The 13,408-nt window shown below is 55.9% G+C and carries 14 protein-coding genes; 10 read left to right on the top strand and 4 right to left on the bottom strand.

Annotated elements, in window-relative coordinates:
• Positions 1 to 156: 156 nt before the first annotated feature.
• The 5 genes from ACTJKZ_RS14460 (at position 157) to ACTJKZ_RS14440 (ending at position 7,294) form a co-directional block, all read left to right on the top strand.
• Entirely contained in the window at positions 157 to 1,455 is a 1,299-nt protein-coding gene (locus ACTJKZ_RS14460; protein WP_031592738.1) for an adenylosuccinate synthase, read from the top strand.
• Positions 1,456 to 1,673: 218 nt separating this feature from the next.
• Positions 1,674 to 2,117 (top strand): nitric oxide-sensing transcriptional repressor NsrR, encoded by a 444-nt coding sequence (gene nsrR, locus ACTJKZ_RS14455; RefSeq protein WP_161734886.1) that lies wholly within the window; start codon positions 1,674 to 1,676, stop codon positions 2,115 to 2,117.
• 16 nt (positions 2,118 to 2,133) lie between these two features.
• Entirely contained in the window at positions 2,134 to 4,629 is a 2,496-nt protein-coding gene (rnr, locus tag ACTJKZ_RS14450) for a ribonuclease R (RefSeq protein ID WP_161734883.1), read from the top strand.
• 81 nt (positions 4,630 to 4,710) lie between these two features.
• On the top strand, positions 4,711 to 5,445 hold the full coding sequence (gene rlmB, locus ACTJKZ_RS14445; RefSeq protein ID WP_161734880.1) for a 23S rRNA (guanosine(2251)-2'-O)-methyltransferase RlmB: 735 nt from the start codon (positions 4,711 to 4,713) through the stop codon (positions 5,443 to 5,445).
• 220 nt (positions 5,446 to 5,665) lie between these two features.
• A complete protein-coding gene (locus ACTJKZ_RS14440) occupies positions 5,666 to 7,294 on the top strand; it encodes an isovaleryl-CoA dehydrogenase (protein WP_253420180.1) in 1,629 nt (542 codons plus the stop codon).
• Here ACTJKZ_RS14440 and bsmA read toward each other — a convergent pair.
• Together bsmA and ACTJKZ_RS14430 are read right to left on the bottom strand one after the other, a co-directional pair.
• A complete protein-coding gene (gene bsmA / locus ACTJKZ_RS14435; protein ID WP_033734041.1) occupies positions 7,268 to 7,594 on the bottom strand; it encodes a biofilm peroxide resistance protein BsmA in 327 nt (108 codons plus the stop codon). The two genes, ACTJKZ_RS14440 and bsmA, sit on opposite strands and share 27 nt — an antisense overlap.
• A 56-nt stretch (positions 7,595 to 7,650) precedes the next feature.
• Positions 7,651 to 9,582 (bottom strand): methyl-accepting chemotaxis protein, encoded by a 1,932-nt coding sequence (locus tag ACTJKZ_RS14430; RefSeq protein ID WP_440829758.1) that lies wholly within the window; start codon positions 9,580 to 9,582, stop codon positions 7,651 to 7,653.
• 159 nt (positions 9,583 to 9,741) lie between these two features.
• Here ACTJKZ_RS14430 and yjfP point away from each other — a divergent pair, with 159 nt between their 5' ends.
• Complete coding sequence (yjfP, locus tag ACTJKZ_RS14425) at positions 9,742 to 10,491, top strand: esterase (protein ID WP_161734867.1); 750 nt, start codon at positions 9,742 to 9,744, stop codon at positions 10,489 to 10,491.
• A 49-nt stretch (positions 10,492 to 10,540) separates the two neighbouring features.
• Here yjfP and ACTJKZ_RS14420 read toward each other — a convergent pair whose 3' ends face one another.
• Positions 10,541 to 10,747: a hypothetical protein gene (locus ACTJKZ_RS14420; protein WP_013359170.1), complete on the bottom strand. Its 207-nt coding sequence runs from the start codon at positions 10,745 to 10,747 to the stop codon at positions 10,541 to 10,543.
• A gap of 404 nt (positions 10,748 to 11,151) precedes the next feature.
• Between ACTJKZ_RS14420 and rpsF the strand changes: the two genes are divergently transcribed.
• The 4 genes from rpsF to rplI are packed head-to-tail and all read left to right on the top strand — an operon-like array spanning position 11,152 to position 12,592.
• Complete coding sequence (rpsF, locus tag ACTJKZ_RS14415) at positions 11,152 to 11,547, top strand: 30S ribosomal protein S6 (protein WP_003855334.1); 396 nt, start codon at positions 11,152 to 11,154, stop codon at positions 11,545 to 11,547.
• Positions 11,548 to 11,553: 6 nt separating this feature from the next.
• Entirely contained in the window at positions 11,554 to 11,871 is a 318-nt protein-coding gene (gene priB / locus ACTJKZ_RS14410) for a primosomal replication protein N (RefSeq protein WP_013359169.1), read from the top strand.
• A 4-nt stretch (positions 11,872 to 11,875) separates the two neighbouring features.
• A complete protein-coding gene (gene rpsR / locus ACTJKZ_RS14405; RefSeq protein ID WP_002210155.1) occupies positions 11,876 to 12,103 on the top strand; it encodes a 30S ribosomal protein S18 in 228 nt (75 codons plus the stop codon).
• 39 nt (positions 12,104 to 12,142) lie between these two features.
• The gene (gene rplI / locus ACTJKZ_RS14400; protein WP_161734864.1) at positions 12,143 to 12,592 is read left to right on the top strand and encodes a 50S ribosomal protein L9; all 450 of its coding nucleotides are present in this window, start codon (positions 12,143 to 12,145) and stop codon (positions 12,590 to 12,592) included.
• An 82-nt stretch (positions 12,593 to 12,674) separates the two neighbouring features.
• On the opposite strand, the gene ACTJKZ_RS14395 is transcribed toward rplI, so the two are convergent.
• Entirely contained in the window at positions 12,675 to 13,352 is a 678-nt protein-coding gene (locus ACTJKZ_RS14395; RefSeq protein WP_161734861.1) for a LysM-like peptidoglycan-binding domain-containing protein, read from the bottom strand.
• Between the last annotated feature and the right edge of the window lie 56 nt (positions 13,353 to 13,408).

Here is a 13,408-nt window from a genome sequence, read left to right as displayed (position 1 = left end):
CACACCGGCTAAATTGTGCCTCTTCGCGCCATTATCCCCAACATGTTGTAGTGATCAAAACTCAGGCAAAAAAGCGCGCAATCGTATGCTAAAAGTGCTGAAAGCCATGGGATCAGATGGTAGAATCCTTTTTTAAGCAATCGGTGATTTTGAGAAATGGGTAAGAACGTCGTCGTACTGGGCACCCAATGGGGTGACGAAGGTAAAGGTAAGATTGTAGACCTTCTGACTGAGCGCGCGAATTACGTTGTGCGTTATCAAGGCGGCCACAATGCGGGCCACACGCTTGTCATCAACGGTGAAAAAACCGTCCTCCACCTGATCCCTTCTGGCATTCTGCGCGATAACGTAACCAGCATTATTGGTAACGGCGTAGTGCTTTCTCCTGAAGCCTTAATGAAAGAGATGAAAGGCCTGGAAGCGCGCGGGATCCCGGTACGTGAACGTCTGCTGATTTCTGAAGCCTGTCCGCTGATCCTGCAATATCACGTTGCGATGGATATGGCGCGTGAACGTGCCCGTGGTGCCAAAGCGATTGGTACTACCGGCCGTGGCATCGGCCCTGCTTATGAAGATAAAGTCGCTCGCCGTGCACTGCGCGTTAGCGACCTGTTCAACAAAGAAACCTTTGCTGCCAAGCTGAAAGAAGTGGTCGATTTCTACAACTTCCAGCTGGTTGAGTACTACAAAGAGCCGGCAGTGGACTTCGACAAAGTGCTGAGCGATGTGATGGAAGTCGCTGACATCCTCACGGGCATGGTGGTTGACGTCTCTGAACTGCTGGACGTTGCGCGTAAGCGTGGCGATCTGATTATGTTTGAAGGCGCGCAGGGTACGCTGCTGGATATCGATCACGGAACCTATCCGTACGTGACGTCGTCCAACACGACCGCAGGTGGCGTGGCAACCGGTTCAGGCATTGGTCCGCGTTATGTCGACTACGTGCTGGGTATTGTGAAAGCGTACTCAACCCGCGTGGGCGCAGGCCCGTTCCCGACCGAGCTGTTCGATGAAACTGGCGAATTCCTCTGTGCGCAGGGCAATGAGTTTGGTGCGACCACCGGACGTCGCCGTCGTACCGGCTGGCTGGATGCGGTCGCGGTTCGCCGTGCGGTTCAGATTAACTCCCTGTCAGGTTTCTGCATGACCAAGCTGGACGTGCTGGATGGCCTGAAAGAAGTGAAAATCTGTGTTGCTTACCGTATGCCTGATGGCCGCGAAGTGACCACGACGCCACTGGCGGCAGAGAACTGGGAAGGCATTGAGCCGATCTACGAAACCCTGCCAGGCTGGAGCGAGACCACGTTTGGCGTGAAGACGCTGGAAGGTTTGCCTCAGGCCGCACGCGACTACATTAAGCGTGTAGAAGAGGTAACGGGTGTGCCGATTGATATCATCTCAACCGGTCCCGATCGCAGTGAAACGATGATTCTGCGCGATCCGTTCGACGCATAATCACTCAGGCCGGACGCTGTCCGGCCCTTGTTTTTCCACTATTTGATGCCACTTTACCTCCCTTCGCTTGTCAAACCTTGTGCTGGCTTAAAAAAACGCACGGCAAATCAGACTCTGGTTTATCATCGTAGTTAATCGAATGGCAATCCGATTTAATCCTGACATCAATCACAGGGCGAATAATGCAATGCCACGCCTGAAGGTTCACTGAGGTTACTGTGCAGCTCACGAGTTTTACTGATTATGGCTTACGGGCGCTGATTTATCTGGCAGCGTTGCCTGAAGATCAGCAGACCAATATTACGGAAGTGACAAACACCTATGGTTTGTCCCGTAATCATATGGTCAAAATCATCAATCAGCTGAGCCGTGCGGGCTACGTTGCCGCAACGCGTGGTAAAAATGGGGGCATTCGCCTGGGTATGCCGCCTCGTCAGATTGTCATTGGCGACGTGGTACGCAAGATGGAACCGCTACAATTAGTGGACTGCGCCTCCTGTTCCATCACACCAGCCTGCCGTCTGAAGCAGGCACTGCACGATGCAGTGCAGCGCTTTTTGCAGGAGCTGGATAGCTATACGCTGGCAGATTTGGTCGAAGGTAATACACCACTTTATGAAATCATCCTGTCCAAATCGCCGCCGGAAATAAATATTAAATGACATCGGAGGAACCGCTATGTCAAAAGATCCTTTTCAGGATAGAGAAGCTGAAAAATACGAAAATCCTATTCCAAGCCGTGAATTTATTCTGGCTCTGTTAGAAAAACGTGAAAAACCAGCCAGCCGTGAAGAGCTGGCTGAAGAGATGAATCTGCACGAAGAAGAGCACCTTGAGGCGCTACGTCGCCGTCTTCGCGCCATGGAACGTGATGGTCAGCTGGTGTTCACCCGCCGTCAATGCTATGCGCTGCCAGAACGTCTTGATCTCCTGCGGGGTAAAGTCATTGGCCATCGTGATGGCTACGGCTTCCTGCGGGCAGAAGGTCAGAAAGATGACCTCTACCTCTCCGCAGAGCAGATGAAATTCTGTATGCACGGTGACGTAATCCTGGCGCAGCCGCTGGGTGCCGATCGCAAAGGCCGCCGCGAAGCGCGCGTGGTCCGCGTGCAGGAACCGCGCAACAATCAGATCGTTGGCCGCTACTTTACCGATGCGGGTGCCGGCTTTGTGGTGCCTGACGACAGTCGCCTGAGTTTTGATATCCTCATCCCGCCTGAAGAGACGATGAATGCCCGCATGGGTTCTGTGGTGGTGGTTGAGCTGGTCCAGCGTCCGAACCGTCGCACCAAAGCGATCGGTAAAGTGGCTGAGATACTGGGCGATGATATGGGCACCAGCCTGGCCGTTGATATGGCGCTGCGTACCCATGAAATTCCGCACACCTGGCCGCCAGAAGTGGAAGCTCAGGTCAGCAAGCTGAAAGAAGACGTCCCGGAAGAGGCCAAAAAAGGCCGCGTCGATCTGCGCAAACTGCCGCTGGTCACCATAGATGGTGAAGATGCCCGTGACTTTGATGATGCGGTCTACTGCGAGAAAAAACGCGGTGGCGGATGGCGTCTGTGGGTCGCTATCGCCGATGTGAGCTATTACGTCCGTCCGGGTACGCCACTGGATGACGAAGCGCATCAGCGCGGCACCTCAGTCTACTTCCCGTCGCAGGTTGTGCCGATGCTGCCGGAAGTCTTGTCGAATGGCTTATGCTCGCTTAACCCGCAGGTCGATCGACTCTGTATGGTGTGCGAGATGACCATTTCGACTAAAGGTAAGCTCACCGGCTTTAAGCATTACGAAGCGGTGATGAACTCCCATGCGCGTCTGACCTATAACAAAGTCTGGAACATCCTGCAGGGCGACAAAGAGTTGCGTCAGCAGTATGCACCGCTGGTCAAAGATCTTGAAGAGCTGCACAACCTCTACCAGGTACTGGATGCTGCACGTGAAGAGCGCGGCGGTATCTCGTTTGAAACGGAAGAAGCGAAGTTCATCTTCAACGCCGAGCGCCGTATTGAACGTGTTGAGCGCGCGTCACGTAATGACGCCCACAAGCTGATCGAAGAGTGCATGATCCTGGCGAACATCGCCTCAGCACGCTTCGTTGAGAAAAATCAGGAACCGGCACTGTTCCGCGATCACGATCGCCCGACCGATGAGAGCATCAAGAGCTTCCGTACCGTGCTAAACGAGCTGGGACTGACTCTGCCAGGCGGCAACAAACCGCAGCCTGTCGACTATGCGGCGCTGCTGAAGCAGGTTGCCGATCGTCCTGATGCAGAGATGCTCCAAACCATGCTGCTGCGTTCGATGAAGCAGGCGGTTTACGATCCGGAAAACCGCGGTCACTTTGGTCTGGCACTCTCATCGTATGCGCACTTTACTTCGCCAATTCGCCGCTACCCGGATCTGACGCTGCACCGCGCCATCAAATATCTGCTGGCAAAAGAGCAGGATGAAGGTAAAGGCCTGGTACAACGCGCCATCAAATACCTGATGCCGAGAGAGCGCAGCGTCGCCAAAGATATGACGACAGCAACCGGCGGCTATCACTACGAGATGCCGGAGATGCTGCAACTGGGTCTGCACTGTTCCCTGACCGAACGTCGCGCCGATGAAGCAACCCGCGACGTCGCGGACTGGCTCAAGTGTGACTTCATGCAGGACCAGGTTGGCAACGTCTTCAACGGCGTTATCTCCAGCGTGACCGGATTTGGCTTCTTTGTCCGCCTGAGCGATCTGTTCATCGACGGACTGGTCCACGTTTCAACCCTCGACAACGATTACTACCGTTTTGACCCGGTAGGTCAGCGTCTGATTGGTGAATCGGGCGGCCGTACCTATCGTCTGGGTGACACCGTTGAAGTACGTGTCGAAGCGGTCCATATGGACGAGCGTAAAATCGACTTCGCTCTTATCTCCAGCCAGCGTCAGGTGCGTGGTGAGGGTAAAACCGCGCGTGATCGGGCGAAGCGTGAAGACAACGCGCCAGCGAAGCGTCGTCGTAACGTGAACAAAAAGTCCAACTTCGAGCCGGATGCTGCATTCCGGGGTGACAAGGGCAAACCAGCCGTGGCGAATACCGAGAAAAAAAGTAAAAACGTCTCGGAAAAAACCCGTAAAATCGCCGCCGCCACCCGGGCGAAGCGCGCCAGAAAAAAAGCTGAGCCTGAAGGCTGAGCGTAATAGAGTGCGCATACCCGCCCTTTCTTTCCGCAGAAAGGGCGGTCATTTATTCATTTCCAACCACTGAGCAGATCGATGAGCGAAATTATTTTTGGTATCCATGCCGTGCAGGCGCTGCTGGAACGTGATCCACAACGTTTCCAGGAAGTCTTTATCCTCAAAGGCCGCGACGATCGTCGCCTGCAACCCGTGGTCACCGCGCTGGAAGCTCAGGGGATCGTGATTCAACTGGCCGAGCGTAAGTGGCTCGATAGCCAGGTTGAAGGCGGTGTGCATCAGGGCATCGTGGCACGGGTAAAACCGGGTCGTCAGTATCAGGAAGGCGACCTGCCGGATCTGCTGCAGAGCCTGGAGAAGCCTTTCCTGCTGGTGCTGGATGGGGTTACCGATCCGCACAACCTGGGTGCCTGCCTGCGCAGCGCCGATGCGGCCGGTGTTCATGCGATTATCGTGCCCAAAGATCGTTCTGCTCCCCTGAATGCCACGGCCAAAAAAGTGGCCAGCGGTGCGGCAGAGAATGTGCCGTTGATTCGCGTCACTAATCTTGCGCGTACACTGCGCCTGCTGCAGGAGTACAACATCTGGGTGGTCGGCACCGCAGGTGAAGCGGACCATACCGTCTTCCAGAGCAAAATGACCGGTCCGATGGCGCTGGTAATGGGCGCGGAAGGCGAAGGCATGCGTCGTCTGACCCGCGAGCATTGCGATGAGCTGATCAGCATTCCGATGGCGGGCAGTGTTTCTTCACTCAACGTCTCGGTCGCAACCGGTGTCTGCCTGTTTGAAGCAGTGCGTCAGCGCAACGCCTAATCCCCGATGTGATCCTCGCCACAAATTAGTTTCTGTACCAGGCATAACTGCGCGTCATTCGTATATACCCAAAGGATTTCGGGTTGCATTGAGGCGGCAAGAGAACGAATCCCGATGAGCTTACATGAGTAAGTGATTCGGGTGAGTGAACGCAGCCAACAAAAATGCAGCTTGAAAGACGACGGGTATACTTACTGAGTGACATCCGCGAGGAGTGGTTATGACCTGGACAACACACACCGTTTTTAATCAGCCCCATCCTCTGAGCAACAGTAACCTGTTCCTGTCCGACACGCCGCTTGGTGAGGCACTGTCACGCGAAGGCGCCGGATGGGATGGGGAATGGCTGGCGTCAGTCGGCCGCCAGCTGGGCAGCGCCGAGTCGCTGGAGCTGGGCCGACTCGCCAACGCTGAACTGCCTGAACTGCTGCGCTACGATGCCCGTGGCGTGCGCCTGGATGAGATTCGCTTTCATCCTGCCTGGCACCTGCTGATGCAGGGCGTCTGCGCCAGTCGTCTGCACAATCTCAGCTGGCAACCGACGGTGCGTGAACAGGCCAGCGTAGCGCGCGCTGCACGCTTTATTCTGCACGCACAGGTAGATGCGGGTACGCTCTGCCCGGTGACCATGACGCACGCCGCCATTCCGCTGCTGCAGACTTATCTGCCCGCCGCGTTTGAAAGCTGGCTCGATCCGCTGCTCAGCGACCGCTACGACACGCATACACAGCCTGGCGACCAGAAACGCGGATTGCTGATCGGGATGGGCATGACAGAAAAGCAGGGCGGCAGCGATCTGCTTACCAGCACCACCCGTGCCGAGCCGCTGGGTGCGCGCGGCGCGGGAGAAGCCTACCGACTGACCGGTCACAAGTGGTTCTTCTCAGTGCCGCAGAGCGATGCGCATCTGGTCCTGGCCCAGACGCCCGAGGGATTAAGCTGTTTTTTCCTGCCGCGTCTGTTGCCCGATGGGTCACGCAACGCCATCCAGCTTGAGCAGCTCAAAGATAAGCTGGGCAATCGCTCAAATGCCAGCTGCGAAGTGGAATTTCGCGACGCGACCGGCTGGCTGCTGGGTGAGGAGGGCGAAGGCGTACGACTGATCCTGAAAATGGCCGGTATGACGCGCTTTGACTGCGCGCTCGGCAGTCATGGCCAGATGCGGCGTGCCTTCTCAGTGGCGATCTGGCATGCCCATCAGCGTCAGGTCATGGGAAAAAATCTGGTGGATCAGCCACTGATGCGTCAGGTTCTGGCACAGCAGGCGCTGCAGCTTGAGGGGCAAACCGCCTTGCTGATGCGGCTGGCTCGTGCCTGGTCACAACCGGCCAAACCGCATGAGGTCGCCTTTGCCCGTTTATTTACGCCAGCGGCAAAATATGTGATTTGCAAAGCGGGTGCGCCGTTTGTGGCGGAATCGATGGAAGTGCTGGGGGGCATCGGCTACTGCGAAGCGAGTGAGCTGCCGCGCCTCTATCGTGACATGCCGGTCAACAGCATCTGGGAAGGATCGGGCAATGTGATGTGTCTTGACGTTCTGCGCGTACTCGCCCGTCACGCAGAGGTGACTGAGATGCTGAGTCAGGAGTTTGAGGCGGTAAAAGGGAGTAATCGTCATTTCGATACGCGCTGGCGTCAGCTGCGACTGAGGCTTAAGAACGTTCCCGAAGAGCAGGCGCGCGACGTCACCCACGCGCTGCTGCAGCTGGCGACAGGCGCTCAGCTACTGAAATACAGTGAGCCACCGCTGGCGGATGCGTGGTGCCAGCAGTGGCTCGACCAGCGGGGTTCACACCCGTCTGAGGCTGCAGTAACTGACCGGTTACTGGCCCGCGCCTGTGGCCGGTGAGGCACCATACAGAATTGCGCTGGCGTACCATAAACCGGGCATCACGGTTTCGCTTAGCATCACGATCTGATAGTAAGCCGCGCCAGCCTGATTAGCCTGGGCGGCGATGGCCCGCTGGGCATCATCCGGTGAGCCATGCACGTTAACGGTAATGTTACCCAGCTTCGGCAAACCGCCACTCTGTGCCCGTGAAATTTCCTGCGCCTGTTGGGTTGGCGCAGGCGGGGCTTTTGGCGTGGTTTCAAGCGCGGAACAGCCTGCCAGCAACAGACTGATTATCAGTAAGTAAGCGGAACGCATAGCCAAACCCCTGTTCAGGACGAAACAATAAGTGTATGTCATCGTCCTGAATGACGTCAGGATTTAAGGCTGAAAACGCTGACCAGCTGAGTCAGGTGATGCCCTTTATCACTCAGGTTCTGTGCGCTGTGTTCTGCCTGTGCCACCAGTTCACTGTTCTGATGGGTTGCCTGGCTGATCTGGTTCATCGCCAGATTCACCTGGCCGATACCCGCCGCCTGCTCCTGCGCTGCCACGTTGATCTCGCCCATCAGCGCCTGCACCTGTTCGATGTGGGTCACAATGTTGGTCATCGCATCACGCGTCTGCTCAGAGAGCTGGTGTCCCTCCGCCACGTTGCTGATAGAGGTGGCAATCAATCCATCAATCTCTTTGGCGGCCTGCGCGGAACGCTGTGCCAGCGCACGCACTTCTGCAGCCACCACAGCAAAGCCACGGCCCTGTTCACCGGCTCGTGCCGCTTCAACGGCCGCATTCAGTGCCAGAATATTGGTCTGGAAGGCGATCGACTCAATCACATGGGTGATATCCGCAATGCTTTGCGATGACACCTTAATGGCCGACATGGTGTTAACCGAGTGCACCACCGTCTGGCTGCCATGACTGACGATATCGCTGGCTTCGGCCACCAGTGACATCGCCTGACGCAGGCTGTCAGCGGTGTGTTCGACCGTGGCACCAAACTGCTCCATGCTGGCAGAGGTCTGCTCCACGCTGCTGGCCTGACGCCCGATCTGCTCGCTGATGTTATGGCTGCTGGCCGCGATGGTGTCCGTGCCGTCGCTGATCTCCTGCGCCGCGCCGCGCACCTGGCCGACGATTTTTTCCAGCCCATCGCCAATGCCGTTAATCGCAATAATCAACTGACCGACTTCATCACGACGGCGGGTATCCATATGGACCTGCAGATTTCCGGCGGCATACTGCTCCGCCAGATGGATCACCTGCTGTAGCGGACGGGTAATCGCCCGGCGGCTGTACCAGACAAACCCCAGTGCGAAGATCACCACCAGAATCAGTCCGGTAATCAGGAACAGGTTACGGCTGTGGGTAATCGGGGCGAGCAGGCTGGCACGGTTAACTTCACCGGTAATCACCCAGTTCCAGCCCGGCAGCTGCTGCCATGCCAGCATCTGCTGTTTACCGTTGATCTCCACCTGCTGCATACCCTGCGGCTGCGTCAGCAGGGGCTGAAGTGTCGCGTCATCCCAGTCTGGCCGTTTCCCTTCATTGTGCTGATCGAACAGATACTCGCCCTGATTCTTGCCTGGCGTGCCGTTGAGCACATAGAAATGGCCGCTGTCGCCCAGCCGGCGCGCCAGGATTTTCTCGCGCATCAGGGCATACTGCTTATCAATGCCAACACCGACAAACAGGATGGCGACGACTTTGCCACTCTCATCTTTTACCGGCTGATACTGCGTGATGTAGCGATGGCCGAACAGCGTGGCCAGGCCGCGGTAGACTTCGCCCTGGTGAACACTCTTCCAGGCGGCACCGCTGCGGTCCAGCTGCGTACCGATGGCGCGACGGCCATCTTCTTTTTTCAGCGAGGTTGAAACACGGACAAAATCATCACCATCGCGCACGAAAATGGTCGCCACGGCGGCAGTGCGGTCGGTGAAATCGTCAACCGCGGTCTGATCGAGGTTCAGCGTTTTTAATCCAGCACGCAGCACCGGCGTCGAAATGGTACCCACCTGCACCCGCGAGCTTTCATCCAGACTAAAGCGCCTGGGCAGGAAACTGGTAAACAAATCGGTGTAGTGAGCCACCTCTTCGGTGAGGGTGGCGTTAAACATGGTAGTCATTTCATAGATGCCCTGCACCTGGTTGTGCATATCATCAATGGCGAGATTTTCCAGCTGACGCGAGGCGTTGTGGCTTTGAGTCAGGGTCAGTACCAGCAACAGCAGCGCTACGCTGAGAGACGTCAGTACAGACAGCTTAACTCCGAGACTCAGTCCGCTGAGAGAGAGACGCTTCATAAATTACCTTTGATCAAGTTAGGGGAATACACGATCAACGGCACGCTGCGGAAAAAGTTTAGCGTGGAAAAGCATAACTAAGCGCAGCGGGGAATTTCGCAAATTAACCTGCAGAACGTACACTTGAACGGCACGCCTTGCCCCCGCTCAGGAGAGACCATGATTGAACTCACCACAGAAACGCTGGCCGGTATCGAATGCCTGCACGCCACGCCTGCCGGACAGCGGAATCAGCCGCTGCCGACCGTACTGTTTTATCACGGCTTCACCTCATCAAAAGAGGTCTACGCCTACTTCGCCGTTGCGCTGGCGCAGGCGGGATTTCGTGCAGTCATGCCGGATGCCGAGCTGCACGGCGCGCGTTTTCACGGTGATGCCGAAGCACGCCTGGGCCGCTTCTGGGAAATACTGAAGCAGAACATTGATGAGCTGCCGCTGCTGGAGACTGCGCTGCGTAATAAGAATCTGATCGCTGACGGGCATTTCGCCGTGGCAGGTGCGTCGATGGGCGGGATGACGGCGCTGGGTGCGATGGCGCGTTATCCACAGATTCAAAGTGTCGCCTGCATGATGGGATCGGGCTATTTTATGCAGCTCAGCGAGTCGCTCTTTCCGCCGCTGGTGGCCGACACGCCAGAGCAGAAGGCGCAGTTTGCGGCCCGCATGGCACCGCTGGCGGACTATGATCCCTGCAATCGTCTGCAGGCACTGGCAAACCGACCGCTGCTGTTATGGCACGGCGAGGCGGATGAGGTGGTGCCCTGGGCGGAGAGCGTCCGACTGGAGCGCGCACTGCGTGAAAACGGGCTGGCGCAGCATCTGACCACGCTATCGGAAAAGCAGATTGGGCATAAGATCACCCCATCCGCATTGACGGCGCTGGTCAGCTTTTTTAAAGATCAGCTTTGAAAAATGAACGGGCGTAGAAGAACTCTGCCGCCCGTAAACTTACCGGCACTTACCAGTGTGCAGACGATTTTTCTGCTGTTCTGGCAGGCGCATTGACCGGGTTTCTTTCCGGCGTATCCAGACGGTTAACGTAGACATAACCCGATGCCGCTTCGCTGCTGTGACTTCTCATCTGCTGCGCACAGTCAGCATAGCTGGCAAGAGCGGGTGGAGACAGGAAGAGACCCAGTAAAGTGGCGATGACGAACGTTTTCATGCCCGACTCCTCACTTCAGGGAACACACTCTGAATGACGCCACGAAGCGAATCGTCGCGTCTTTATTCAGTTTAGCGACTGAGCATAGTATCGCCAGATCGTTCCTCTGAACCTCTTCGTCAGCGTTTTTGAACAAAGCGGCATTAACCCGCTGTATTCACGCCATTAGCACAAAAAGCCACGGTATCTGGCACGCTATCGGCAATTTGTTTAAATGTGCGCTTGAGTTCACGGGCCGTCACCAGTATGATTACGCGTCAATTTTTCAGCCGCATTCTCAGGCTGTGTCCCACAAACGCTCGTCACAGCGAACCTTTGTGGGACACAGCCTATAACGTTCCTTGCTTCCATGGGCCGCGGTTGACCCCGACAGGAGGCTGAATAATCCGTAAGGAGCAATTTCGATGCGTCATTACGAAATCGTATTTATGGTTCATCCTGACCAGAGCGAACAGGTTCCTGGCATGATCGAGCGTTACACTGGTGCTATCACTGGTGCAGAAGGCACGATTCACCGTCTGGAAGACTGGGGCCGCCGTCAGCTGGCTTACCCGATCAACAAACTGCACAAAGCGCATTACGTTCTGATGAACGTTGAAGCGCCGCAGGAAGCGATCGATGAGCTGGAAACGAACTTCCGCTTCAACGACGCCGTTATCCGTAGCATGGTTATGCGCGTTAAAAACGCGGTAACTGAAGCATCGCCGATGGTTAAAGCGAAAGATGAGCGTCGTGATCGTCGCGAAGATTTTGCTAACGAATCCGCTGATGAGTCAGATGCTGGGGATTCTGAAGAGTAATCCATCGTGACGGTCAATCGACTTCGCCTGTCAGGCACTGTGTGCAGGACACCGGTTCGAAGAGTTAGCCCGTCAGGAATTCCTCACTGTCAGTTCGTGCTTGAGCACCGCTCAGTGCAGGAGGAGGCCGGGTTTCACCGGCAAGCCTGGTGTCGTATGCCTGTTATTATTAGCGGCAGCGCCCATCAGGTGATTACTCAACATATAACGGTCGGCACGCAACTCACACTCGACGGTTTCATTAGTTGCCATCAGGCACGAAATGGCCAGAGCAAAGTGGTGTTCCATGCCGAGCAGATTGAATTGATAGATTCTGGAGACTAGCCTAATGGCACGTTATTTCCGTCGTCGCAAGTTCTGCCGTTTCACCGCGGAAGGCGTTGTTGAGATCGATTACAAAGACATCGCAACGTTGAAAAACTACATTACCGAAAGCGGTAAAATTGTCCCGAGCCGTATCACCGGTACTCGTGCAAAATACCAGCGTCAGTTGGCTCGCTGCATCAAGCGTGCGCGTTACCTGTCTCTGCTGCCGTACACTGATCGTCATCAGTAATCGGCAACTGTCCATTAACGACTTTAAGAGGATAAGGTAATGCAAGTTATTCTGCTTGATAAAGTAGCAAACCTTGGCACCCTGGGTGATCAGGTTAACGTTAAAGCGGGCTACGCTCGTAACTTCCTGGTACCACAGGGCAAAGCTGTTCCTGCCACCAGGAAAAACGTTGAGTTCTTCGAAGCACGCCGTGCTGAACTGGAAGCCAAACTGGCTGACGTTCAGTCTGCAGCAACTGCACGCGCTGAGAAAATCAATGCACTGGGCACGGTAACCATCACGTCTAAAGCAGGCGATGAAGGTAAACTGTTCGGTTCAATCGGTACCCGCGACATCGCTGATGCAGTGACTGCAGCAGGCGTTGAAGTTGCTAAGAGCGAAGTTCGTCTGCCGAACGGCGTTCTGCGCACTACCGGTGAGCATGAAGTAAGCTTCCAGGTTCACAGCGAAGTCTTCGCTAAACTGAACGTGAAAGTTGTTGCTGGTTAATCCTGATTAACTAAGCACGACATCAACGCCGGCCCTGTGCCGGCGTTTTTGTTTTTATACCTTTGTTTATCCGCTGTTCGCATTACTGCGCGCGAATAAAGCTGCCATCGGGCTGACGGGTAAACAGCACCGGGCCGTTAGCGCCCTCCACCGTCAGACCTGTTACTGCACCCTGCGCATCCTGACGGATTTTTACCTGCTGACCACTTTTCAGTGTGCTGAGCGGCTGATCGCTACCCTCTACCCGCGCCATCGCAAACACATCATTGACCGGCAGACTGTTGTCACGGAACAACTGCGCCAGCGTCTGACCGGAAGCGATGGTGAGGTTACGCCATTCCCCCTGAGAATCGGCTTTTGGCGTCTGCTGAGATTGTGAGGATGAAGGCTGGCGGGTACCGTTGTTTTCATAAATATCCGCCTGCATCGGTACCTCCTTCTCAGCCGAGGGTGTAACAGGCTGCTCAACCGGATAGCGCAATGTACTGGCGGGCCAGAGAAACGCCACCAGTATCACCAGCAGGGCAGCTACGATGCCCCGGCGGTGCGGCGCTGGCAGCGGATCCATCCAGCGAATGTGGTCGGTAAAATGCCAGATACGCTGTAGCCAGCTCGGCAGGCGGGATGACGCGTCTGAAGCCATTCGGGGTTCCTCCTCTCCGGCAGGCTGCTGCGGCCTGCGTGCGGCCAGCCAGGTCTGTAGCCGGGTTACAATATGTTGTGCACGCATCCTGCGGCGGCGTGGGGCAATCTGGCCCATGTTTACTCTCTTATTCAGGTGCTACAGACGGGGTGATCCCCATCGATAGTTATAGT

The organism is Pantoea sp. 22096 (assembly GCF_052045955.1).
Taxonomy (GTDB): Bacteria; Pseudomonadota; Gammaproteobacteria; order Enterobacterales; family Enterobacteriaceae; genus Pantoea; species Pantoea alfalfae.
This window is presented reverse-complemented; position numbering and strand designations above follow the sequence as displayed.